General features: G+C 68.5%; 26 protein-coding genes. 11 read left to right on the forward strand and 15 right to left on the reverse strand.

Going from position 1 to position 23,634, the window contains the following annotated elements; translation table 11 throughout:
• Nucleotides 1–55: 55 nt before the first annotated feature.
• The 9 genes from MKD51_RS00190 (at nucleotide 56) to MKD51_RS00230 (ending at nucleotide 7,422) form a co-directional block, all read left to right on the forward strand.
• The gene (locus MKD51_RS00190) at nucleotides 56–1,447 is read left to right on the forward strand and encodes an MFS transporter (RefSeq protein ID WP_240236851.1); all 1,392 of its coding nucleotides are present in this window, start codon (nucleotides 56–58) and stop codon (nucleotides 1,445–1,447) included.
• Nucleotides 1,448–1,455: 8 nt separating this feature from the next.
• Nucleotides 1,456–2,262 carry an N-acyl homoserine lactonase family protein gene (locus tag MKD51_RS00195; RefSeq protein ID WP_240236853.1) on the forward strand — a complete coding sequence of 269 codons (807 nt, stop codon included), beginning with the start codon at nucleotides 1,456–1,458 and terminating at the stop codon, nucleotides 2,260–2,262.
• A gap of 52 nt (nucleotides 2,263–2,314) precedes the next feature.
• Nucleotides 2,315–3,247, forward strand: a complete 933-nt coding sequence (locus MKD51_RS00200) for an SDR family oxidoreductase (protein ID WP_240236856.1) — start codon at nucleotides 2,315–2,317, stop codon at nucleotides 3,245–3,247.
• Complete coding sequence (locus tag MKD51_RS00205; protein WP_240236858.1) at nucleotides 3,240–4,145, forward strand: NAD(P)-dependent oxidoreductase; 906 nt, start codon at nucleotides 3,240–3,242, stop codon at nucleotides 4,143–4,145. Before MKD51_RS00200 ends, MKD51_RS00205 begins: the two co-directional genes overlap by 8 nt.
• Nucleotides 4,142–4,555 (forward strand): cupin domain-containing protein, encoded by a 414-nt coding sequence (locus MKD51_RS00210; RefSeq protein ID WP_240236860.1) that lies wholly within the window; start codon nucleotides 4,142–4,144, stop codon nucleotides 4,553–4,555. Before MKD51_RS00205 ends, MKD51_RS00210 begins: the two co-directional genes overlap by 4 nt.
• On the forward strand, nucleotides 4,545–4,979 hold the full coding sequence (locus MKD51_RS00215) for a carboxymuconolactone decarboxylase family protein (RefSeq protein WP_240236862.1): 435 nt from the start codon (nucleotides 4,545–4,547) through the stop codon (nucleotides 4,977–4,979). The genes MKD51_RS00210 and MKD51_RS00215 overlap by 11 nt, the downstream gene beginning before the upstream one ends.
• On the forward strand, nucleotides 4,976–5,878 hold the full coding sequence (locus MKD51_RS16250; protein WP_240236863.1) for an NAD(P)-dependent oxidoreductase: 903 nt from the start codon (nucleotides 4,976–4,978) through the stop codon (nucleotides 5,876–5,878). The genes MKD51_RS00215 and MKD51_RS16250 overlap by 4 nt, the downstream gene beginning before the upstream one ends.
• Before the next feature lie 10 nt (nucleotides 5,879–5,888).
• Entirely contained in the window at nucleotides 5,889–6,584 is a 696-nt protein-coding gene (locus MKD51_RS00225) for a GntR family transcriptional regulator (RefSeq protein ID WP_240236864.1), read from the forward strand.
• A gap of 64 nt (nucleotides 6,585–6,648) precedes the next feature.
• A complete protein-coding gene (locus tag MKD51_RS00230; protein ID WP_240236866.1) occupies nucleotides 6,649–7,422 on the forward strand; it encodes a carboxymuconolactone decarboxylase family protein in 774 nt (257 codons plus the stop codon).
• Here the strand turns inward: MKD51_RS00230 and MKD51_RS00235 are convergent.
• From MKD51_RS00235 to MKD51_RS00255, 5 genes are all read right to left on the reverse strand, one after another.
• A complete protein-coding gene (locus tag MKD51_RS00235) occupies nucleotides 7,415–8,263 on the reverse strand; it encodes a GntR family transcriptional regulator (RefSeq protein WP_240236868.1) in 849 nt (282 codons plus the stop codon). The genes MKD51_RS00230 and MKD51_RS00235 overlap by 8 nt on opposite strands.
• Before the next feature lie 51 nt (nucleotides 8,264–8,314).
• Nucleotides 8,315–9,355 (reverse strand): 4-hydroxythreonine-4-phosphate dehydrogenase PdxA, encoded by a 1,041-nt coding sequence (gene pdxA / locus MKD51_RS00240; protein WP_240236871.1) that lies wholly within the window; start codon nucleotides 9,353–9,355, stop codon nucleotides 8,315–8,317.
• A gap of 52 nt (nucleotides 9,356–9,407) precedes the next feature.
• Nucleotides 9,408–10,691, reverse strand: a complete 1,284-nt coding sequence (locus tag MKD51_RS00245; RefSeq protein WP_240236873.1) for a four-carbon acid sugar kinase family protein — start codon at nucleotides 10,689–10,691, stop codon at nucleotides 9,408–9,410.
• 3 nt (nucleotides 10,692–10,694) lie between these two features.
• Entirely contained in the window at nucleotides 10,695–11,723 is a 1,029-nt protein-coding gene (locus MKD51_RS00250; protein ID WP_240236875.1) for a 2-keto-3-deoxygluconate permease, read from the reverse strand.
• Nucleotides 11,724–11,844: 121 nt separating this feature from the next.
• Nucleotides 11,845–12,069 (reverse strand): antibiotic biosynthesis monooxygenase, encoded by a 225-nt coding sequence (locus MKD51_RS00255; protein WP_346986718.1) that lies wholly within the window; start codon nucleotides 12,067–12,069, stop codon nucleotides 11,845–11,847.
• Between the two features lie 213 nt (nucleotides 12,070–12,282).
• Here MKD51_RS00255 and MKD51_RS00260 point away from each other — a divergent pair, with 213 nt between their 5' ends.
• Nucleotides 12,283–13,086: an SDR family oxidoreductase gene (locus tag MKD51_RS00260; RefSeq protein WP_240236879.1), complete on the forward strand. Its 804-nt coding sequence runs from the start codon at nucleotides 12,283–12,285 to the stop codon at nucleotides 13,084–13,086.
• Between the two features lie 44 nt (nucleotides 13,087–13,130).
• Complete coding sequence (locus MKD51_RS00265; RefSeq protein WP_240236881.1) at nucleotides 13,131–13,847, forward strand: SDR family NAD(P)-dependent oxidoreductase; 717 nt, start codon at nucleotides 13,131–13,133, stop codon at nucleotides 13,845–13,847.
• Between the two features lie 31 nt (nucleotides 13,848–13,878).
• On the opposite strand, the gene fgd is transcribed toward MKD51_RS00265, so the two are convergent.
• The 10 genes from fgd to MKD51_RS00315 form a co-directional block, all read right to left on the reverse strand.
• Nucleotides 13,879–14,889, reverse strand: coding sequence for a glucose-6-phosphate dehydrogenase (coenzyme-F420) (fgd, locus tag MKD51_RS00270; protein WP_240236883.1), 1,011 nt, complete (start codon nucleotides 14,887–14,889; stop codon nucleotides 13,879–13,881).
• Nucleotides 14,886–15,566 (reverse strand): CoA transferase subunit B, encoded by a 681-nt coding sequence (locus MKD51_RS00275; protein ID WP_240236885.1) that lies wholly within the window; start codon nucleotides 15,564–15,566, stop codon nucleotides 14,886–14,888. Before MKD51_RS00275 ends, fgd begins: the two co-directional genes overlap by 4 nt.
• A gap of 1 nt (nucleotide 15,567) precedes the next feature.
• Nucleotides 15,568–16,347, reverse strand: a complete 780-nt coding sequence (locus tag MKD51_RS00280; protein ID WP_240236887.1) for a CoA transferase subunit A — start codon at nucleotides 16,345–16,347, stop codon at nucleotides 15,568–15,570.
• A gap of 44 nt (nucleotides 16,348–16,391) precedes the next feature.
• Nucleotides 16,392–17,393, reverse strand: a complete 1,002-nt coding sequence (locus MKD51_RS00285; protein ID WP_240236889.1) for a cytochrome b/b6 domain-containing protein — start codon at nucleotides 17,391–17,393, stop codon at nucleotides 16,392–16,394.
• 272 nt (nucleotides 17,394–17,665) lie between these two features.
• The gene (locus MKD51_RS00290; protein ID WP_240236891.1) at nucleotides 17,666–18,640 is read right to left on the reverse strand and encodes an electron transfer flavoprotein subunit alpha/FixB family protein; all 975 of its coding nucleotides are present in this window, start codon (nucleotides 18,638–18,640) and stop codon (nucleotides 17,666–17,668) included.
• A gap of 10 nt (nucleotides 18,641–18,650) precedes the next feature.
• Nucleotides 18,651–19,421, reverse strand: coding sequence for an electron transfer flavoprotein subunit beta/FixA family protein (locus MKD51_RS00295; protein ID WP_240236893.1), 771 nt, complete (start codon nucleotides 19,419–19,421; stop codon nucleotides 18,651–18,653).
• Between the two features lie 18 nt (nucleotides 19,422–19,439).
• Entirely contained in the window at nucleotides 19,440–20,483 is a 1,044-nt protein-coding gene (locus MKD51_RS00300) for a 3-keto-5-aminohexanoate cleavage protein (RefSeq protein ID WP_240236895.1), read from the reverse strand.
• The gene (locus MKD51_RS00305; RefSeq protein ID WP_240236897.1) at nucleotides 20,480–21,271 is read right to left on the reverse strand and encodes a citryl-CoA lyase; all 792 of its coding nucleotides are present in this window, start codon (nucleotides 21,269–21,271) and stop codon (nucleotides 20,480–20,482) included. The genes MKD51_RS00300 and MKD51_RS00305 overlap by 4 nt, the downstream gene beginning before the upstream one ends.
• Before the next feature lies 1 nt (nucleotide 21,272).
• Entirely contained in the window at nucleotides 21,273–22,805 is a 1,533-nt protein-coding gene (locus MKD51_RS00310; protein WP_240236899.1) for an AMP-binding protein, read from the reverse strand.
• Between the two features lie 35 nt (nucleotides 22,806–22,840).
• Nucleotides 22,841–23,629, reverse strand: a complete 789-nt coding sequence (locus MKD51_RS00315; RefSeq protein ID WP_240236901.1) for a CoA-transferase — start codon at nucleotides 23,627–23,629, stop codon at nucleotides 22,841–22,843.
• Between the last annotated feature and the right edge of the window lie 5 nt (nucleotides 23,630–23,634).

Here is a 23,634-nt window from a genome sequence, read left to right on the forward strand (position 1 = left end):
ACAATCAGTCATTGTTGCTCCGCGCGCGACTGCGCGCCAGTACAAGGAGGTACTCGTGAGCACCAGCTCTGCAACGGCCCCAGCGCCGTCGAAGGCGAAGGTGGCGGTCGCGGTCGCGGTCGGCAACTTCATGGAATGGTTCGACTTCGCCGTCTACGGCTTCTTCGCCGTCATCATCGGGCAGCTGTTCTTCCCCGCCGAAACCTCGGAGTTCGTCGCGATCCTGTCGTCGCTCGCGGTCTTCGCCGTCGGCTTCTTCATGCGGCCGCTCGGCGGCTTCATCCTCGGCCCGATCGGCGACAAGTACGGCCGCCGCACGGCGCTCGCCATCTCGATCCTGGCGATGGGCATCGCCACCACGATCATCGGCCTGCTGCCCACCTATGCCGCCGTCGGCATCCTCGCCCCGATCCTGCTGGTCATCTGCCGCTGCATCCAGGGCCTCTCGGCCGGCGGCGAGTGGACCGGCTCCGCCGCCTACCTGATCGAGTCGACGCCCACCGCGCACCGCGGCAAGTTCGGCAGCGTCATCTCGGCGACGGCGGCGCTCGCCACCATCGTCGGCAGCCTCTTCGCGCTCATGCTGAACAGCATCCTCTCCGAGGAGGATCTGCTCAGCTGGGGCTGGCGGGTGCCGTTCCTGATGGCCGCGCCGCTGGCGCTCATCGGCCTCTACATCCGCATGAAGCTCGGCGAGACGCCGGTCTACAAGCAGGTCGCCGACAGCGGTGCCAAGGAGAAGTCGCCCATCCTGCGCTCCTTCAAGGAGAACTGGCGCCCGATCCTGCTCACGGTCGCGATCGCGGCAGTGCAGGGCACCGGCTTCTACTACCTGGCGACGTTCATCGTGAACTACCTCATGACGACCGTCGGCATCGAGCGCCCCGCAGCGCTGGCCATGAGCGCCATCGGGCTCACCGTCTACATGATCCTGTGCCCGATCGCCGGCGCGCTCTCGGATCGCTTCGGCCGCAGGCGGCTCAACATCATCGGCACGATCGGCTATGTGGTGCTGCCGATCCCGGTCTTCATGCTCATGTCGGGCGGCTCGTTCGCGCCCGTCGTCTTCGGCATGATCCTGCTCACGATGACGCAGGCGCTCGTGAGCGTCACGACCGTCGTGATGCTGGTCGAGCTCTTCCCGGCCTCGAACCGCTCGAGCGCCAGCGCGATCGGCTTCAACTTCGCGCTCGCGTTCATCGCCGGCCCCTCCTCCTACATCGGCATCTGGCTGGCCGGCGCGACGGGTGACCCGGTCTCGCCCGCCTGGTACCTGGTCGCGCTCGCCCTGATCGCGCTGCCCTTCATCTGGAAGTGGCTGCCCGAGACGGCCGGCCGCGACATCTCGTCTGACCACCAGGCCGAGCGCGGTGACGTGCTCGGGCTCGACCTCGACCACCTCGAGGATCACGTGGCGGCCGACTCCGTCACGACAGAGCAGAAGTAGGAGCACGGATGAGCAACCCGGTGTCGAGCAATCGCGTCACGATCGTGCAGTACGGCACGCGTCAGGGCCGCAAGTCGGAGGTGTACCTCAACTGGGGCATCTACGGCAGGCCCGACGAGCCGATCGGCATGGACTACTTCTTCTGGCTCATCGAGACAGCAGCGGGCACGATCGTCGTCGACACCGGGTTCTCCACCGCGGGCGGCGCGAACCGCGACCGCACCTTCCTCGTGCATCCCGTCGAGGCGTTCCGCGCCATGGGCGTCGCCCCCGAGACGGCGCCGGAGGTGCTCGTCACGCACGCGCACTACGACCACATCGGCAACCTCGACGCCTTCGGCGCATCTCGCATCACCATCGCCCGCGCAGAGCGCGACTTCTGGTCGAGCGGCATGGAGCGGCGCGCGCAGTTCCACCACTCGGTGGAGGATGCCGAGCTCGAGACCCTGCGCCGCATCGAGTCGGAGGGGCGCCTGCGCACCTTCGAGGATGAGCTCGAGATCGCACCGGGCGTGCGGATGCTGCGGGTCGGCGGGCACACGCCCGGCCAGTCGATCGTGCTGGTCGACACCGCCGACGGCACGGTCGCCATCGCATCCGACGCCATCCACTACTACGAGGAGCACGACGACGACGTGCCGTTCTCGTCGGTCGCCGAGCTGCCGGCGATGTATGCGGGCTTCGACCTGCTGCACCAGATGGTCGCCGACGGCCGCGTTCGGCACCTCGTCTCCGGGCACGACCCGTCGACGCTCGACCGCTTCGGTCGCATCGCCGACGGCCCGCTGCCGGGCCTGACGGCCCGCATCGGCTGAGCCGCGCACCGCAGCGACTTCCATGACCCCCGACACGCAAGGAGCCCATCCCATGACCGCATCGAAGAGGTTCGAGGGACTCGTCGCCGTCGTCACCGGCGCCGCGGGCGGCCTCGGCGCCGCCTCCGCGCAGCGTCTCGCCGCCGAGGGCGCGCGCATCATCGCCGTCGACCGCGACGAGCGCATCGTCGAGGCGGCCGCGCAGCTGCCCGGTGAGGCGATCGGCGTCGTCGCCGACATCACCGACGAGGCCGCGGTCGACGCGTACATGGCGGCAGGGCTCGAGGTCTTCGGGCGCATCGACCGCTTCCACCTCAACGCCGGAATCTTCGGCTCGTTCGCGTCGATCCCCGACCTCGGCGTGGACGACTTCGAGCAGGTGATGCGGGTGAACGTGACCGGCCAGTTCTTGGGTCTGCGCGCCGCGTTCCGCCACTACCGCGAGCAGGCGGCGGCCGGCACCTTCGCGGGGGGCGCGATCGCCGTCACCGCCTCGATCGCGGGGCACCGCGGCTCGGCCGACCTGCTGCCCTACCAGACCTCGAAGCACGCGGTCGTGGGCCTCGTGCACGGCGCCGCGGTCTACGGCGGTCCGCTCGGCATCCGTGTGAACGGCGTCGCGCCGGGCATCGTGCCCACGCAGCTCTTCGCCGCGGCCGCGAGCCAGAAGGGCGGCGGGAACGACATGGTGCAGCGCGCCTCGACGACCCCGCTGCGCCGCGCGGGCGGTGCGGACGAGATCGCCGGCGCCGTCGCGTTCCTGCTCTCCGATGACAGCTCGTACACGACCGGCGAGATCGTCTCGGCCGACGGCGGGGCCTCGATCGTGAACACGGTGCGACCCGCAGGCGGTGCCGGTGCGTGGGATCCGAGCCCCGTCGACGCACCGCTCTATGCCGACTGGCAGGGCTTCGGCTCGCCCGGCTTCGGCACGCAGGGCAGCGACACTGAGGGCATCACCACGCAGGAGGCCGCTCGTGGCTGAGACTCGGATCGGCTTCATCGGCCTCGGCAACATGGGCGGGCGCATGGCCCGCTGCATCACCGGTGCGGGCGATGCGCTGCTCGGGTTCGACCCGCGCGCCGCCGCGATCGACGAGGCGGGCGCCATCCCGGCCGAGACTGCAGCCGCGGTCGTCGCCGGCAGCGACGTCGTGCTGCTCTCGCTGCCCGACTCGAAGGTCGTCGAGGCGGTCGTCAACGGCGACCCTGCGTTCCTGGCGTCGGTGCGCGAAGGCCAGCTGATCGTCGACCTCTCGACCGCCGCCCCCGAGTCGACCCGGCGCATCGCTGCCGACCTCGCGGCGCGCGGCGCGACCTACCTCGACGCCGGCATCTCGGGCGGCGCGGCCGCCGCCGAGCGGGGCACGCTGACGCTCATGGTCGGCGGGGACGCCGACGCGCTCGAGCGCGTGCGGCCGGTGCTGGATCGCTTCTCGGCGCAGGTGTTCCTGTGCGGTGCCTCCGGTGCCGGGCACACGGTGAAGCTGCTCAACAACTTCCTCAACGCATCCGCCCTCTCCGCCACGGCAGAGGTGATGGTGGCTGCGAAGAAGGCCGATCTCGACCTCGCCACCGTGCTCGACGTGCTGAACGCCTCCTCGGGCGTGAACTTCGCGACCCTCAACCGGTTCCCGAAGATCATCACCGGCGACTACCTCAAGGGCGGCCTCACGAACTCGCTCATGCTCAAGGACGTCACGCTCTACCTCGAGCTGCTTGCCGAGCTGGGCGTGCCGAGCCTCAACGCGCCCGGCCCCGTGGCCGCCTTCGGGCTCGCCAGGGCGCTCGGCTACGCCGACGAGATCTCGAACACCGTCGTCGACGCGATCGGCGACGTCTCCGGAGGCGTGCGCCTCCACGACCAGGAGGACCGCGCATGAAGATCAAGCACCCCCGCGACTACGACGGCACGAGCGGCAAGCCCGGCTCGCAGTTCACCGGCGACGTGCACCCCTTCGTCACGATGGCGCAGACCGACGGCGTCACCATCAACACCGTCGACTTCACGCCCGGCGCCCGCACCTTCTGGCACCACCACGAGCGCGGCCAGATCCTGCAGGTGCTCGCGGGCCGCGGCCTCGTGTGCGCCGAGGGCGAGGTGCACGTGATCCGCGCCGGCGACACCGTCTGGTGCCCGCCCGGCGAGCGCCACTGGCACGGCGCCGCCCCCGATTCGTATCTCGTGCACACCGCCATCTCGCTCGGCGAGACGGTGTGGGCCGAGGCCGTGACCGACGCGGAATACGCACAGCAGCCCATCGATGGAGAGGACGCGACCGATGTTCGCTGAGGGAACGCACCAGGAGACCTACGACGAGGGCCTCGCCATCCGCAAGGAGGTGCTCGGCAGCGAGCACGTCGAGCGGTCGCTGGCGAAGGTGAGCCCGTTCTCCCAGCCCATCCAGGATTACGTGACCGAGTTCTGCTGGGGCGGCATCTGGTCGCGCGGCGGGCTCGAGCGCGCCGAGCGCAGCCTCGTGAACATCGGCATCCTCACCGCCCTCAACCGCTCGCACGAGCTGGGCGTGCACATCCGCGGCGCCGTGCGCAACGGCGTGACGGTGCACCAGATCCAGGAGGTGCTGCTGCAGACCGCGATGTACGTGGGCGCGCCCGCAGCGCTCGAGTCGTTCCGCATCGCCGAGAAGGTGCTGCGCGATGAGCTCGGTGATGCGGCGGTCGACGAGCTGCACGAAGGGGCCGGGCAGCCGTGAGCCCCAACGTCGCCCTCATCGGGCTCGGCAACATGGGCACGCCGATGTCGCGCCGGCTCGTCGACGCGGGCAGCTCGGTGCGCGGCTTCGATCTGGTGCCGGAGGCGCGCGAGCGGCTGCGCGACGGCGGCGGCACTCCCGCCGAGACCGCACCGGAGGCCGCGCGCGAGGCGACCGCCGTCATCCTCATGCTCCCCAGCTCCGACGTGGTGGATGCAGTGGTCGAGGAGCTGCTCGAGGCCGACGCGATCGGCGAGGGCACGCTGCTGGTCGACATGTCGTCGTCGGAGCCCACCCGCACGCAGGCGCTCGCGACCAGGGTGGCGGATGCGGGGGTCGCCTTCGCCGACGCCCCCGTCTCGGGCGGGGTGCGAGGTGCAGAGCGCGGCTCGCTCACCATCATGCTGGGCGCCCGCGAGGCCGACCGCGAACGCTCGCACGAGCTGCTCGCGCCACTCGGCCGCGTGGTCGACTGCGGCGACGTCGGCGCCGGGCACGCGCTCAAGGCGCTCAACAACCTGCTCTCGGCCACGCACCTGTGGGCGACGAGCGAGGCCATCGAGGCAGGCAGGCGCTTCGGGCTCGACCCGGAGGTGATGCTCTCGGTCTTCAACGGCTCGAGCGGCAAGTCGGGCTCCACCGAGAACAAGTGGCCGAACTTCGTGCTGCCGGGCAGCTTCGACTCGGGCTTCGGGCTGCGGCTGATGCTGAAGGACATGCGCATCGCCACCGGGCTCGCCGAGCAGGTGGGGCTGCCCTCGAGGCTGGGCGAGGACGCCGTCGAGCTGTGGGCGGAGGCGGCCAGCGGGCTCGCACCGGACGCCGACCACACGCGCGTGGCCGAGTGGATCGCCGCCCGCGCCGCCGACGGACAGGGAGGGCAGGTGCGCGATGAGTAGCATCACGGATGTGACGGAGACGGCAGCGCAGCGCTGGGGTGGCACCCCCATCGGCCGCATCGCCGCGCCCGTCAAGGAGCAGGTGGTCACGGCCATCCGCGACGCCATCCTCGACTTCAAGCTGCGCCCCGGCGACCGGCTGGTGGAGCGCGAGATCATCGAGTCGATGGAGGTCTCCCGCGCCACCGTGCGCGAGGCGATCAGCGTGCTGGCCAGCGAGGGCCTCGTGACGATCGTGCCGCAGAAGGGCGCGCACGTGACGGCGCCGTCGCTCGAGGACGCCGAGGATCTCTATGAGGTGCGCGCGTCGCTCGAGTCGCTCGTGGTGCGGCGCTTCATCGACCGCGCCACCGACGAGGATGTCGCGCGGCTCGTGGGCACCGTCGACCGGATGGCGGAGCGGCTCGACGTGCCGCCGACCATCATCGACTTCCTGAAGGCGAAGGACGAGTTCTACGACGTGCTGCTCGCCGGCGCCCGCTCGTCATCGCTCACGCAGCTGCTCGGCAGCATCCAGGCGCGCGTGCGGCTGCTGCGCGTCACCTCCCTCTCGACCGCCGACCGCCTCCCGCACGTCGTGCGCGAGATGCGGGAGATCGTCGAGGCGATCGAGGGCCGCAACCCCGATCGCGCGGCTCGGCTGATGGCCGAGCACATCCACATGGCATCGCGCCTGGCGCTCAGCGCCCTGCGCGCCCAGGCCTAGCCACCCATCCGCTCGTCACCGCGCCCTCGGCGCGGTCGTCGACGCACCCGCAAAGGAGCACGCAATGGATCTCACCACCCGCCAGCAGCAGTCGAAGGAAGCCTTCATCGAGCAGCGCGGCGCAGGCGCATGGAGTCCGCTCTGGGAGTCGATCGCCACGATCGACCCGGAGTTCCTCGATGCCTACCGCGAGCTGTCGATGGTGCCGTGGCGCAAGACGCACCTCGACGCCAAGACGAAGGAGCTCATCTACGTCGCCGTGGATGCGAACGCGACGCACATGTACCTGCCCGGGGTGCGCCAGCACATCCAGGCCGCCTTCCGACAGGGCGCGACGGTGCAGGAGATCATGGAGGTGATCGAGTGCGCGTCGACGCTCGGCATCCACGCGATGAACATCGGCGTGCCGATCCTGGTCGAGGTGCTCGAGGAGCAGGGTCTGCGCACCGGACCTGCGGAGCTCGACGCGCACCAGCAGGCGCTGAAGGACGACTTCACCGCCACTCGCGGCTACTGGCACGACTTCTGGAACGAGATCCTCGAGCTCGACCCTGAGATGTTCGAGGCGTACACGGCGTTCTCGAGCGTGCCGTGGCGCACGGGCACGCTGGAGCCGAAGGTGAAGGAGTTCGTCTACATCGCCTTCGACACTGCCGCGACGCACCTCTACAAGCCGGGGCTCAAGCTGCACATCGAGAACGCGATCGGCTACGGCGCGACCGTGGGCGAGATCCTCGAGGTGATGGAGATCGCGAGCGTCATCGGCATCCACGCTGCGACCAGCGCGGTGCCGATCCTGGTCGAGGAGGCCGAGGCGGCGGGGAAGCCGCTCAGCTGAGCGTGGTCCCGCGCCCCACGGCCAGCTGACTCGAGAGCGCTTGGAGCTCCTGCGCGAGCGCTTCGACACGGTTCGCGAGGGCCGGGTTCGATGCGACCGTCTCGCCTGCACGCGCGTCGATGTCGAACACCACGCGATCAGCGCGGTGCCAGGTGGAGAAGTACTCGACCGGGTTCCCCTGATCGTCGACGCTGGTGCCCTCCAGCAGCAGCAGCGGTGCGCCCGGAGACAGTGCGAGCTCGTCGGCGAGCTGCTCCGACGCGGGGACTGCCCGGATCTGTCGGTGGCCGGCGGTGACGGGTACCCCGAAACGATCGGCGAGGAGCCTGTGCAGCGATGCGTCGGTCAGATCGTCGGCGGTCAACGCCGCTGCGAGCGCCCGGGGCAGCCAGGTCTGGATGATGGCGATCGCCTCGCCCTCGGCGAAGCGTCGACGCCGGAGCGACACGAGCTCCGACGTGCCCAGCGCCTGCTCAGCCCGCGCATCGCCGACATCCGAGAGCGACAGGACCTCGGTGGCGACCGGGCCCGCGACGGGCGACAGCTGCGCCGAGAGCCCGGTCATCCGCTGCACCTGGCGGTGATGCTCGTGATGGGGCGCGACCACACTCCCGCGCCCCCTGCCACGCAGCACGAGCCCATCGGCCGCGAGTGCCGCCATCGCCTGTCGCACCACGGAGCGCGAGATGCCGAACTTCTCCTGCAGCGTGGCTTCGGTCGGGAGCTGCGAGCCGGGCGGCAGGGAGCCGTTCGCGATGCCCGAGCGGAGCAGCTCGCTCAGCTGGGCATGGAGAGGCGATCCGCTCGACGGATCGACCGCTCCGTCAGCAACCTCGTCCATCCACATCGGTTGGCCTCCAGCCCGCTCCGTTCGCCCGCGTCAGCGTACCGTTCAGGCAGTCGGATTCGGCGACTCCTGGGCCGCACGCCAGACGTGCTCCCAGCCGGGAGCGAGCGTCGCAGCGCGCTCCAGCGACAGCACCAGGCTCGCTTCGCGCGCGATGCCCTTGCCTGCGATGTCGAATGCCGTGCCGTGGTCGACGGAGACCCGCACGACGGGCAGGCCCACCGTGATGTTCACGCCGTCGTCGCCGTAGACGGCCTTGAAGGGAGCGTGGCCCTGGTCGTGGTAGCAGACCACCGCGAGGTTGTACTGGCCGCGCACCGCTGCCGGGATGAGCGCGTCACCGGGCAGCGGACCGACCGCGTTCAGGCCCTCGTCCCGCGCCGCTTCGACAGCGGGCTGCAGGATGTCGGCATCCTCATCGCCGAAGATGCGATTCTCGCCGGCGTGCGGGTTGAGGCCCGCGAGGCCGATCCGCTCGTTCGGCTTGCCCATCGATCGCGCGAAGGCGCCGGCGAGCCGCAGCACGCTGAGCGTGCGCTCGAACGTGATGTCCTCGATCGCCTGGCGCATCGACACATGGGTCGTGAGGTGGAAGAAGTAGAGCTCGCCAGCCGAGAGCACGAGCGAGTAGTTCTTGACGCCGAACTCATGGGCGAGCAGCTCGGTGTGGCCGGGGAAGCTGTGGCCGCCCGCATGCATCGCCGCCTTGTTGAGCGGGGCCGTCACGATGCCGTCGATCTCGCCGTCGCGGGCGAGTCGGCATGCTTCCACGACGAAGCGGTACGCGCCGTCGCCTGCCTCGGCGCTCAGCACGCCCTGCTCCACGGCCTCGAGCGACGGGCCGACCTGGATCAGCTCGATCGTGCCGGGGGTGTTCGTGGCGTCGGCGACCGACGCGATGACCCGCACCACATCCGGGTCTCCGCCGACATCGGCGACCCCTCGGCGCATCGCTGCCTCGTCGCCGATGACGACCGGGATGCAGCGTGCGCGCAGCTCGTCGTGGCCGAGCAGCGACTTGGCGGTGATCTCCGGGCCGATGCCGGCGACGTCACCGAGGGTGAGGGCGAGTCTGGGAAGGGTCATGCTTCGTTCCTTGCTGCTTGGGCGGCGGAGCGTGCGCCGCGGGGATACGTGGTCATGGTTGGAGGAGCTCCAGGACGATGTCGGTGACGGATGCTTCGTCGCCGAAGCCGCCGGCCTTCGTCACCACGGTGATGCCATCGGCCGCACCGCCCTCGAGGCTCCCGATCGGGATGCCTTCGCGAATGGCGGCGCGGATGAGGAGCGACGCGGTGCCGAGTCGGCCCAGCACGGTGCGGGCCCCCTCGCCACCGAGCAGCAGCATCGCGTCGACCTCGACCTGCTCGAACACCAGCTCGGTGATCGTGGCCAGGCTCTCGGCGACGAGCGCGGTGGAGGACGGCGCGCCCGGCGCCTGCGCGGGACGCGCGGTCGGCGAAGCGATCACCACCACCTCGGGCAGCATCGGTGACTGCGCGAGCTCGCGCTCAGCCCATGTGCTGACCGCATCCGGCCCGAGGATCTCGTCGAGGCTCGGGGCGAGCACTCGGATGCGTTCGGAGGGCAGCGAATGCACGAGGTGGTCGGCCTGCGCGCGAGAGACGTCGTGGAGCGAGCTGACGACCACCACGACGCGATTCGCGTGCTGGGGCCGCTCGACGGCGGGCGGCTGCGACGACGACCACGCGTGCGACATCGCGGAGGCAAGCCCCGCCGCACCCACCGGGATGGCGTGCGGCCCGACAAGGGCGATCGACTCGGCGAGCCGCGCGAGGTCGTCATCCGTGGCCGCATCGACCACCACGACCCCCTCGTCGCTGCTGCCCGCAGCCTGCTCGAGCAGCAGCGCGCCTTCCGCCGCCGAGCCGTGCGGCAGGTGCAGGGCCGAGCTGCCGGGCAGCAGCACAGCAAGGTCGCTCGTGGAGACAGGCGTGACCGGGTCGGTGCCCACCGCTGTGGTGTGGACGCCCTCGCCGTGCACGAGCAGACGACCGTGCTCGACGGTGCGGCCCATTGCCGGATACGCCGAGCACACGATTGCGAAGGCGCCCGGATGCTCCACGGACCACGCTTCGATCGCGCCGCGGGCTTGAGCGCTCACCGATCCACGCATCGTGGAGTCGATCTTCACGAAGAGGCGCTGCGCACCGCCGTCTCGTAGCGCCGTCACGGCCTGCGCGGTCGACGCTCGCGCATCCGCCGCGTCCTGTGCACGCGCATCCGTGACCACCGCTGCGACCGATCCGGGATCGATCGCCACCCGCGACGCAGCCGTGAGCGCGAGCCGCGCCTGCCAGCCGTCGCGTGCGAACTGCACCGCAGAATCGGTTGCACCGGTCAGATCGTCGGCGACGATCCCCACAGGGGCGGCCGTCGATGCGGTGGAGAGCTGCGGCATCCCTCAGACCGTCTTCGACTCGGCGATCTCGTCGCCCGAGCCTGCATCCGGTTCGTTCTCCTGCAGCCCGGCCTGCCGCTTGAGCACCCACGCGGCCAACAGCGGTGCGAACACCGCGGAGACCAGCACCGCCGAGGCGACCTGCGCGGTCGCCACCTCCATGTATGGCGCGAAGCTGGGATCGGCACCAGCGATGATCGCGGGCGTGGCGATGGCGTTGCCCGCCGTGGTCGCCGATGCGATGCCGATGCCCGACTGCTTGCCGCGGCGCAGGATCCAGCGGTAGCCGAAGTAGGCGAAGGTGCCGGTGATCAGCACGGCGACGACGCCGACCAGGATGCCCGACAGGCCGCCGCTGACCACGTTGCCGAGGTTGATGCCCGTACCGAGCGCGAAGGCGAAGAAGGGGATGACGATGTTCGGCACCGGGCGCATGATCTCGGTCCAGCGCGCGTCGAGGTTGCCGACGATGACGCCCGCGAGCAGCGGGATGATCGCCGCGATCAGCAGCGTGACGGGGATGTCGGCGAGGCCGGCGGCGCCGAGGAACAGCATGGAGAAGAACGGTCCGTCGTTCATGGCCGATGCCATGTAGGCACCGCGGTCGGAGGAGTTGCCGTAGCGACCCGTGAACGCGAGCCACAGGCCGCCATTGCTGTTGTCCATGATGACGATCAGCGCGAGGATCGACACCCCGAGCACGCCGTCGAGACCGGTGAAGCTACCGAGGAGCACGACGAGCGTCGCCGGGATGATCGACTTCGTCAGCAGGATCGTGCCGGTCGTCGCGAGCACGGGCCCCGACGTGCGCAGCGTGATCTGCATGCCGGTCGCGAAGATCAGCACACCGATGAGCGGCAGCGCGCTGTCCTTGAACAGCGCGGTGGTGAAGTTGCCCATCTCCAGGAAGCCGGGGAAGAAGGTGCCCACGATCGAGCCGAGGATCAGCGGGATCAGCATTAGCCCGCCCGGGATCTTGTTCATGCCGTCGAACAGGGGGACGCGACTCTTGATGCGCGATTCGGCTGCCATGACGAATCTCCTCGGGGTTGGGGCGACACTGGCCCATTGACGTGCTGGATGTGTACCTACATAGAGTACCTACATAGAGTACTTCCTGCATCGCCGCTGTCAACCGCAGCGTTAGGGCGTCTCAGCCGATGACGCCGTCCCCCTCGTAGCCGACGACCACGCGGCTCTCCAGCAGCGGGATGATCTGCATCTTGCCGATCGAGGCGAAGTGGGCGCTCTCGCGATGCGCGGTGAACGCATCCCGGCCCTCATAGACCTCGACGATCGTGAACACGTGCGGGCGCTCGAGGTCGCGAGCGACCTCGAGCGAGATGTTGCCTCGACTCCTGGCGGCTCGCGCAGCAATGAGTCCTCCCGATGGTCACCGTCGCCTCCACAGCGGGAGCGACCTCTCTCCACGATCCCAGCGAAACGGCTCTCGTTTGCGAGGCGTCCCTTGGTGTCCATTTGTCTGACAGTGCGCAAGAGCCAGGTCTGTATGATTTTAGACCTAACCTGACGATGACCGGTATTCGGTTGTCGCCTGCAGTCGAGGCTGCCGAGGCAGGAATGAGCCGACATGACGAACACTCCACCACTCCGGTCAGCGATCGTCACGGGCGGCGGCGGGGGAATCGGAAGCGTCATCGCACGCCGCCTCGCTGAGACCGGCTACGCCGTCGTCGTTGCAGACACCAGCGAAGAAGCCGCAGCGCGGGTTGCAGCATCGCTGCACATCGAGGACGGCGCCGCCGGGCACGCGGTCGTCGCGGGCGACCTCACGCTCCGCGCAGTGAACAGGCGCGCTGTCGACGCTGCCATCGATCTCGCGCCGCTCGGCGCGATCGTGAATGCGGTGGGCATCGCCCCGAAGGATGCCGGGATGAAACGAGAGTTCCAGGACATCTCAGAGGACGAGTGGGATCTCATCATGGCGGTCAACGTGAAGGCGCCGATGCTGCTCGTGCAGGAGGCGCTTGCCCACCTGCCCGTCGACGGAACAGCGAGCATCGTCAACCTGCTCTCCATCACATCGAAGCTCGGCACCGGAGGGCGTCGTGAAGACACCTTCCCACCCTTGCTGCCCTCCTCCGTCGCCTACGCGGCCTCGAAAGCGGCACTGCAGAACATGACGGCGTCGCTCGGCCGTGAGTTCGCGAGCCGCCGCATCCGCGTCAACGGCGTAGCCCCGGGATTCGTCGCAACGACGATGACGGGCGGCATGCCCGACGAGCAGACGCGCACGATGACAGCGCAGATCCCGATGGCACGATTCGGTCAGCCTGACGAGATCGCCGATGCGATCGAGTTCCTCCTCTCGCCCAAGGCGGCCTACATCACCGGTGCCAGCCTCGACATCAACGGCGGCATGCTCACCTGCTGAGCCACGAGGACCCGTGGTCGAGCCCCGACAAGAAGAAGGACATCGTGACCGGAGACAGAATCGCTATCGTCGGTGCGGCCAGCGGTATGGGCGCCGCGATCTTCGCACGACTGCGCGCGGGCGGAGCCGCAGTCGTCGGCCTGGATCTCGCCGACGCGCGCTGGCCCGACGACGCGCCGGTGACACGGTTCGCGGTCGACGTCGCCGACCATGGTTCGGTGCGCGCAGCCATCGATGCGGCCACCGCGAACCTCGGCGGCCTTGATGTCGTCATCAATTGTGCTGGCACCCTCGGACCGGTCGAGCCAACGCTCGCTGCTGCGCCCGAGACGATCCAGCGCATCCTCGCGGTCAACCTCGGCGGGGCGTTCGCCGTCACGCAAGCCGCGCTCGCGCACCTGCTGCCGACCGGTTACGGACGCATCGTGCACATCGCATCCATCGCCGGTAAGGAGGGCAACCCGGAGATGGCCGCCTACTCCGCGTCGAAGGCCGGCGTGATCGGCATGGTGAAGGCAGTCGGCAAGGAGTACGCCGACAGCGGGGTGACCATCAACGCGATCGCCCCAGCCGCCATCGACACGCCACTCCTCGCCGGGCTCTCCGACGAGCAGCGCGCAGAGCGTGCGGCCATCATCCCCATGGGGCGGATGGGCACGGTCGGCGAAGTCGCGGCTCTCGTGGAGTACGTGGTGTCGCGCGAGGCTTCGTTCACCACTGGCTTCGTCTACGACCTCTCCGGCGGACGCGCGAGCTACTGAGGCGCGCGCCTGCCGGAGAGCCGTCAGCGCATCAACTGACGAGCTTTCGCAGCTTCGGCAGCACCTCGCGGCCGTAGATCTCGAGGAAGTCAGCCTGGTCGAAGCCCGGGTCGTGGAAGACGAGGTGTGTGAAGCCGAGGTCGAGGTAGCCCTTGATCCTGGCGACGTGCTCATCTGGGTCATCGGAGACTATGAAGCGGGAAGCGGCGCGCTCAATGGGCAGCTGCTCGGCGAGGCGCTGCATCTCCATCGGGTCCTCGACGCCCATTTTCTCCTCTGCCTTCAAGGCGAGTGGCGCCCAGAAGCGCGTGTTCTCGAGCGCCTTGGCCTTATCGGGACGCAGCGACACCTTCACCTCGATCATCCGGTCGATGTCGTTCTTGTCGCGTCCCGCCTTCGTGACACCCTCGTCGAACGCAGGGATGAGGTTGTCGGTGTAGAGCTCCGGCGCTTTGCCGCTGGTCGTGATCCAGCCGTCAGCGATGCGGCCAGCGAGACGCGTGGCTGCGGGCCCGGATGCGCCGATGTAGATCGGCACCTCCTGCTCGGGCAGGTCATAGATGGTCGCGCCCTTGGTCGAGTAGTAGGTGCCCTCGAAATCGACCCGCTCGCTGCGCCACAGCCCACGGATCAGCGTGATGGCCTCCTTCATGCGCTGGAATCGCTCGGGCGGCGCCGGCCACTCCTGGCCGAGCGTGACCTCGTTGAGCGCCTCACCGGTGCCGACGCCGAGGATCATGCGCCCCGGATACAGCGAGCCGAGCGTGCCGAACGCCTGCGCGATCACGCCGGGGTGATAGCGGAAGGTCGGCGTGAGGACGGATGTACCGAGGAGCACCCGCTTCGTCGCCTCGCCGACCGAGCCGAGCCACGGGAGGGCCGCCGGAGCGTGCCCGCCGTCGTGCATCCACGGCTGCAGATGATCGCTGAGGAAGACGGAGTCGAACCCGGACTCCTCGGCGCCGACAGCGTAGTCGAGCAGCTCGCGCGGTGCGAACTGCTCGGCAGAGGCTTTGTAGCCGAATCGGAATGGGACAATCATGACAGCGCTCCTTCAGCGTTCGCGAGGTTCGGGGGCTGGGACTCGAGGCGCACGATCAGATCGGGCTCGGACTTCTCGACGACTTCCTCGACCGAGACCCCGGGAGCGGTCTCGATGAGCACCAGACCCTCGGATGTGACGTCGATGACGGCGAGGTCGGTGATGATCCGATCGACCACACCGCGGCCTGTCAGCGGCAGCGTGCACTCGCGCACAATCTTCGTCGTGCCGTCCTTCGCGGTGTGCTCCATGAGGACGATCACGCGGCCCGCACCGTGCACGAGGTCCATCGCCCCTCCAGGGCCCTTGACCATCTTCCCCGGGATCATCCAGTTCGCGAGGTCGCCGGCTGCCGAGACCTGCATGGCACCAAGGATCGCAGCGTCGATCTTGCCCCCGCGGATCATGCCGAAGCTCAGTGCAGAGTCGAAGTAGCTCGCGCCAGCGAGCACCGTCACGGTCTCCTTGCCTGCGTTGATGAGGTCGGGATCCACATCCTCGTCGAGCGGATAGGGGCCCACCCCCAGAATGCCGTTCTCGCTCTGGAGCACCACGGTACTGCCGGCGGGAATGTAGTTCGGAACCAGCGTGGGCAGACCGATGCCGAGGTTGGCGTATGCGCCATCGGGCAGTTCACGGGCCGCGCGGGCGGCCATCTCCAGACGTGTCATAGCCATTTCAGGCCTCCTCTTCTCGCTCGGTCACCGTGCGCTTCTCGATCCGCTTCTCGATGTCGGAGCCGACTTCGAGGATGCGGTGCACGAAGACCCCGGGCAGGTGCACCTGATCTGGGTCGAGCTCGCCGGGCTCGACGAGCTCCTCGACCTGAGCGATGCAGACCTTGCCCGCCATCGCCGCCAAGGGGTTGAAGTTGCGCGCGGCCTTGTTGAAGATCAGGTTGCCGTGCTTGTCGCCCTTCCAGGCGTGCACGATCGCGAAATCGGTCACGATGGCCTCTTCGAGCACGTACTGCCGGGTGGCTCCACCGGCCGTGAACTTGCGCTGGTCCTTGGGCTCGCTCGCGATCGCGACGCTGCCGTCGGGCGCATACCTGCGCGGCAGTCCACCCTCCGCAACCTGCGATCCGACTCCCGTCGGCGTGTAGAACGCTGCGATGCCCGATCCGCCAGCCCGCAGCTTCTCGGCAAGGGTGCCCTGCGGCGTCAGCTCCAGTTCGAGTTCGCCCGAGAGGAATCGTCGCTCGAACTCCTTGTTCTCCCCCACGTACGATGCCGTCACCTTGCGGATGCGGCCGGCCGACAGCAGGACGCCGAGACCCCAGTCCTCCACGCCGCAGTTGTTCGACACCACCGAGAGATCGCTCGTGCCCTGCTCGAGGATCGCCTCGATGAGCTCGATCGGGTTGCCCGAGAGTCCGAATCCTCCCGCGGCGATGCTCGCACCGTCCGGAATATCCGCCACCGCCTCACGTGCGTCGCGGACCGTCTTGTCGATCATGGGTGACTCCTTCGTCGAACTGCGTGCATGGAAACGGGGTCCGGCTAGCGCTCGCTGACGCGGCCGAACCTGGCCGCGATCGCCGTCAGCACCAACGGGCGCGCAGCGAGCCAGGCCGCGACGATCGCGGCGAGCGACAGCACGAAGATCGCGAAGCCAACCCAGTTCACCTCGTCCTGCCCCGCATACATATGGTTGAGATTGCGCAGTGCACCCGTGGCGAAGACCAGGCCGACGTGGAAGATCACGAACACGACGAAGTAGAGCATCGTCGGGAAGTGGATCGCCCGCGCCAGTCCGATCGGATACAGCCGGTTGAGAGTCGGCGCCTGCTTGGGCCAGCTGCCGGACATGCGCACACCCGTTGCGGTCGCGAGCGGCGCCGCGACGAAGACGGTCACGAAGTAGGCCAGCTGCTGCAGCGCGTTGTAGTTGACCCAGCCGTTCTCGACCGGCCAGTCGAGCGAGAGGTACTGCAGCAGCGCGGACAGCGCGTTGGGGAACACCTCCCACGAGGTCGGCACGATGCGGGCCCACTGCCCCGTCGCGAACAGCAGCACCACGAAGAGCACGCCGTTCGCGAGCCAGAGGATATCGAGCGCCTGGTGCAGCCACAGGTTGATCGAGATCTTTTGGCCGTTCTTGGAGGCCCAGTACGCCGGCGGCTTCTTCTGGTGCCGCACCTGCAGTCCGGAGCGCACGATGAGCACGATGAAGAAGACGTTGAGGAAGTGCGTCCAGCGCGCCCACGCAGGGAACCCCTTGTCGACCGCGACGGCGGGCTGGTACTCGCCAGGGTAGGCGGCGAGGAACTCCTGCGCAGGACCGGTACCCAGGAGGAGGCGGACGAGCAGGATGAGCGCGAGCGCGAGCGCGCTCAGTGCCGCGAGACCGGCGAGCACGACGAGCGGGCGAGCCCAGGGCTTCTTCGACGACCCCGGCTCGGCCGCAGGTGACGAATGCGACCCTCGGTCTATGCCCGTGAGCGCGGCCGAGGTGACCGTCAGTTCCGTCAGCTGGCTGGTGTCATCGCCGACTGCAGGCACGACCGGTGCGGGCGGAGCTGGCTCAACGAGTGCGAACGCAGCCGGAGCGGCCACCCCGGACACAGTGGCCGGCGCGAAGCCTGCTGCCGGCCACTGCTGCCCGCCCGCGGCCCGCGGCAGGCCGCGGCGAAGTGTCGGGCCACCGCCGGCCGATATCGCTGCGGGCATCGAATGCGGAGCCACTTCAGAAACCGGGGGCGCCAAGAGTCTCGCCGCACCAGTCGGCGGCCATGCCTCGCCGCCCCGCACGCGAGGGAGGCCGCGACGTGTGCTCACCGCTGCCGTTCCTCGATCGCCTCGATCAGCCGCGGCACCACGGTGAACACATCACCGACGACACCGAAGTCCGAGACGTCGAAGATCGGAGCGTCGGGATCCTTGTTAATCGCGACGATCGTCTTGGCGGTCTGCATGCCGGCGCGGTGCTGGATCGCACCCGAGATGCCGAGGGCCATGTAGAGCTGCGGCGACACTGAGGCCCCGGTCTGCCCGACCTGGAGCTCGGACGGGACATACCCTGCGTCGACTGCGGCACGCGATGCGCCGACGGCTGCGCCGAGCGCGTCGGCGAGCGTGCCCACCAGCTGGAAGCCTTCGGTGGATCCGAGTCCTCGACCGCCCGAGACGACCTTGGCGGCACTGTGCAGATCGGGCCGCGACGACGACACGACGAGTGGCTCGAAGTCTCTCGCCTGCGCGACGGGAGCGCCCGCATCCGCCATCTCAAGCGACTCGGAGCGCGGATCGGCGGCAGTTGCTCGCGCGTCGATGGAGCCGACACGCACCGTGACCACCGGCACGCCGAACGTCACCGCGCCGACGCTCGTGAAGGAGCCGCCGAGCACCGAGTGGTGGGCCACGATGCCCTCTGCATCACGGGTCACGCCTGTCGCGTCCACGATGATGCCGAGCTTCTGGCGAGCCGCGAAGCGCGCAGCGGTCTCGCGCCCGTCGATGGAGTGCGAAGCCAGCACGACCGTGGGCTGCACGAGTGCGAACGCTGCGACGAGCGCATCCACCGCCGGTGTCACGACCTCTGTCTCCACGCGCGACGTCTCAACGACGAGCACCCGGGCGGCACCGAGCTCTGCTGCACGCGCGGCCGCGGCCTCGCCGCGTCCGAGCCCCGTGACGAGCAGCGCCACGGGAACCCCGAGGCTCTCCGCGGCACCGAGCAGGCCGTCAGCAGAACTGGCGATCTCGCCGTTCGGGGATGTGTCCAGCAAGACAAGAATGCTTGCACTCATCGTCGACACCTCAGATCAGTCGCTGCGACACGAGGAACTCGGCCAGCTGTGCACCCGCATCCCCCTCGTCTGTGATCTTCACACCGGCCCCGCGTGGCGGCGACTGCACCACCTCGGTCATGATCACCCGGGGAGTGTCACCCAGCACCGTCACACCGAGGTCAGCGAGAGACAAGACCTCGAGCGGCTTCTTCTTGGCCGCCATGATCCCCTTGAAGTTCGGAAAGCGGCCCTCGGGCAGCGCCTCGGTCACCGACACGACTGCTGGCAGATCCGCAGTGACCGTTACCGTGCCCGCGTCCGTCACACGCCGACCCGTCACGCTGTCGGCCCCGATGGTCGCGGCGCTCAACGCTGTGGCCATCGGCACCGACAGCAGCTCCGCGAGCATCGCTGGCACCACGCCACCAGATCCATCCGTTGATGTGTTGCCCGCGATCACCAGGTCGAACCCGGTGCGCGTGATCGCAGAGGCCAGTGCCTCTGCAGTGGTGCCGAGGTCGGCGCCGACAAGCTCGTCGTCGACGACATGCACGGCACGGTCGGCACCCATCGCAAGAGCCTTGCGAATGGGTGCCGCCGCGTCGGCCGGCGCCATCGAGAGCAGGATCACCTCGGCGCCGACCTCGTCTTTGTACGCCAGCGCGAGTTCCAATGCGCGCTCATCGATCTCATCGACGACCCGGTCGGAGCCGGCTCGAACCATAAGGCCCGTGTCGAGGTCGAGCGTGCGCTCCCCGTAGGTGTCGGGAACGACCTTCACCAGAACGATGATCTGCATTGGAGTCGCTAGCGCCGATCAGTGCGAGTGCGTCGCGTCGACCAGCGGCTTCACGCCCATGATCTCGCGGTACTCGGCGGGCGTCGCAACGCGCCGGCCGAGCGCCTCGACGATGGTCTTGATCTGCAGGAAGGACTCGAGGTTCGAGGTGACCTTCTCGTCCTTGTGCGGGTACTTCCACACCGTGTCCTCCATGCCCACGCGCACGTGCAGGCCGAGCAGCGCGGCAGCGGTGGCGAGGAAGACGGATGCGCGACCGGCGGCGCAGACGAGGATCTTGGCCTCCGGGTCCACGTCGCGGATCAGACCGACGAAACGAGTGAGGCCCTCGAACATCTGGCGCGGGTTCTCCATCGGGCTGGCGCCGGGGATGGACGGCAGCACGCACCACACCTGGCCGGGGCCGAGCAGACCGCTGCGGAAGAGGAAGCGATCGGCGTTGTTGACGTCGGCGTCGGTGTAGACCGCCACGATCGGCGCTGCTCCCGACTCGAGGATGAGGCGAGTCTTCTCGATCATCATCGGCACGGGCTTGGCGAACAGTGCATCTCCGTTGTAGAGAGCCGTGGTGTTGACGGGGACGCCGTCGAGGATGTTCTCGCCCAGCGCGATCTTCATCTCGTCCCACTCGCCGTCGAGCGCGGTGACGTAGCAGCCGTCGACGGCGATGCCCGGGAACTCGGCCCGGAGGGGGTCGACCACGGCCTTAAAGCGCTCACGATCGAGCGAGTTGTAGCCGTTGTCGCCGCGGACGTGCAGGTGGATGGCGCTCGCGCCGGCACGGGCGCACTCTTGCGCGGAGGTCAGGATCTCCTCAACCGTGATCGGCTGCGCAGGGTTCGCCTTCTTCGTGTAGAACGCACCGGTGATCGCGGCCTCGACGACGATCGTGTCGGAGACGTCCCAGCGAGGCTGGATCCCGCCGGCGTGGAACTTCGAGTTCTCGGGGTCGATGATCTCCGGCATGCCATACGGCTTCCAGATCATCCGTCCGCCGGTGCGAGCAAAGCTCTCGTTGACGGCATCCCAGTCGACGGTGTTGTCGTTGAGTCCCATGGTCATGCTCCAATCGATGCGGTGTTGAGTGCTGGCGCGCGATGCGTCATTGGCTGGCCGACGTATTCGCCGTCCTGGATGTAGCGGAGCGGTCGGTTCTGATCGATCTCTTCGACGACGTGCGCCATAAGGCCCGGCAGCACTGAGAGCACCGCGAATGCGACCGTCTGGTTCGCAGACCAACCGAGGTCGCTGCCGACGGCAGCGAGTGCCCCGTCGATGTTGATGGGGATGCCGGTGCGTCCGGTCTTGCGCACGAACGCCGCGTGGATCGCCTGGAAGAGCTGGATCGACTCGCCTGCCAGGCCGAGCTCGTGTGCAAGCTCGAACAGGATGTCTGCCCGGAAGTCGCTCGACTTGTGGATGGGGTGGCCGAAGCCCGGAAGCCGTTTCTTCGCGGCGACGAACTCGTCGACGATGCGCTCCGCGCCATCCTCGAGCGTTCCCCCGTCGCGTAGCTCCTGCGCACGCTCGAGCAGCTGATAGGAGTGCTCGGGCGAGAGCGTGTTGCCGCCGGCTGCGAGGATCCCGCCCGCGACCGCGGGGATGAACTGCGGATTACCCGAGGCGATGTACCGAGCCGAGGTGATCGTCGATGCGACGAACCCGTGGTCGAGCAGGCTCGTGAGCACGGCGTCGACGAGCCGGCTCTCCGCCGCCGAGGGCAGACGGCCCGTGATCGAGAGGAACGCGCCTTCCGTGTAGGTCACATTGCGCATCAGGTCGCTGAGCGCATAGCCGCGGAGGTTGACCTCGCCCTCGACCACCTCGCTCACTGCAGTGCTGAAGTACATCTCAATCCTCCTTGATCAGGTGTCGACGCGCGTCGAATGTCGCGTCGGTGACTCCGCGTGCGCGGAGCCTGTGCTTCTCGACCTTCCCGGTCGGAGTCGTGGGCAGTTCGTCGACGAACTCTACGAACCGCGGCACCGCGAACGAAGGCAGCTGCAGACCGCATGCCTCGCGCAGCTCCTCGGCGCTGAGCGATCGCCCCTGCTTGAGGACGACCGCGGTCATGATCTCCTGGCCTGCGATCTCGGAGTCGATGCCGTAGGCCGCGACGAGCTCGACGGCGTCGTGCTGCACGACGGCCTCCTCGACCTCCTTGGCCGAGATGAACTCGCCGAAGCGGCGGATGACGTCGTCGATGCGGCCCTCGAACCAGAGGTTGCCGTCGTCGTCGAACCTGCCCCGGTCGCCCGTGTGGTACCAGGAGTTGCGCATCGCCTGCTCGGTTCGGGCAGGGTCGCGGAAGTACCCTTGGAACATCGAATAGGGCTCGCGTGCGCGGATGACAATCTCGCCGATGACGCTCGCGCGCAGCGGCAGGTCGTCGTCTCCGACGACCTGGACCTCGAACTCGGGGACGATCCCGCCGGATGAGCCGATCTTCCGCTCTCCTCGCAGGCTTCCCCAGGCAGGGATCGTGCCCTCTGTGGAGCCGTAGCCATCCAGTAGCCGCAGGCCGAACCTGCGCTCGAAGTCTTCGTGCAGGGTCGGAGGCACCGGGACGCCGTAGGCCACCCGCAGTGTGTTCTCTCGGTCGCCATCCTGCGCCGCGAGCAGGGCGAGGATCGAGCCCACGAAGGTGAACACGGTCGCCTGCGCCTGGTTGATCTCGTCCCAGAAGGTGGCGCGCTTGAACCCGTGGGAGATGTAGATCTCCGCACCCGCGACGACGCCGGCCATGACGCCGTAGCCCTGCCCCATGTTGTGGTGCAGCGGCAACGCCACGAAGACGCGGTCGTCAGCAGTGATCTCCGCCTGGCGCACTGCCTGCCAGCCGTTCGTGTAGTGCTGGCCGTGCGGCACGATCACGCCCTTGGCGGGTCCCGTCGAGCCGGATGTGTAGAGGATCGCCGCTGTGTCGGCGAGCGTGACCACCGGCACCGCTGCCGCTGCTGCCGCCAGAATCTCCTCGAACCGCACGACGGGCAGCTGCGAGTCGACCTCGCCACCCACCGCGACGATCGTGTGGAGCGTCGGGTACGCATCCAGGTGCTCCTCGAACTGATGGGCATACCGGGCGTCGACGACCACGACGGTCGCCTCAGAGTGCGTCATCGCGTGGATCAGGCGGTCGCCGATCAGCGCGGGGTTGAGCGGCACCTCGACGAGGTTCGCCGTCGCAAGCCCGAACCACGCGTGCACGAACTCGAGGCTGTTGTCGAGCATGATCGCGACGCGATCACCCTTGCGCAGCCCGAGTCCGAGGAAGCCGGCCGCAGTGCGCTGCGCCTGCGTCCACACCTCCCCGCGGTTGAGCACTCGCTCCCGATCCCGCAGGAAGGGGCGGTCAGCATCCTCTGCCGCGTTGCGTGCGAGCAACGCCGGCAGGGTTCGCAATTCCGTCCCGACCATGCTCATGCCCGCAGCGCCCCCTGTGCGTCGATGCGGGTGCGCAGCAGCGTGAGCTCTTCGTCCGTCGGGCCGTCGGTGACGGGCACCTCAGACGGGATGATGATCTCGAAGCCAGTGTTGGCCACGACGTCGTCCACGGTGAAGCCGGCGTGCACCGACTTGAGTCGCGCACTGCGCGTCTCCTCGTCGAAGCCGAACACGGCCATGGGGGTGATGATCGACGAGGGGCCGCCGTTTGGCAGACCCAGATCCTGGCGCAGGTTGGGTTCGCCGCGGCCGTAGCCAACAGCCGAGACGTAGTCGACGCGGTCGACGAGCACGCGAGCATCGTGCGAGTTCGTCACGAGGTGCCAGGTGCCGTTCTGCGCGGCGGCGTTGGTCGTGCCGATAGGGCCCGGGCCGCGGAACTTCAGCTTCGAGTAGTCGTCACCGATGCCGATCATGTTCGAGTTGCCGTAGCGATCGATCTGGATGCCGCCGCAGAAGAAGACGCCGTTGGCACGGTGCCGCTGATTGTTGAGCAGTTGGTCGTGCTGGTAGTAGGCCTCCGCCCACCGCATCGCGCCCACGTCGGTGATGAACTCGAACTCGTCGATCACCGGGGTGTCGCGCAGATACGCCTTCGTCATGGCGATCATGACCGTCATGTTCGGCCCGTGCGTCATGTGACCCAGCAGCGCGCCGGCGCGAGGCACTGGCAGGTTCGCGCCGACCTCGACCCACTGGCCGTCTTCGAGCCCGTGGGCGATGACCGCCGCCATGACCTCCTTGGGAGATGCCGTCTCGTTCATGTCGT

It is taken from the genome of Agrococcus sp. ARC_14, assembly GCF_022436485.1.
GTDB lineage: Bacteria > Actinomycetota > Actinomycetes > Actinomycetales > Microbacteriaceae > Agrococcus.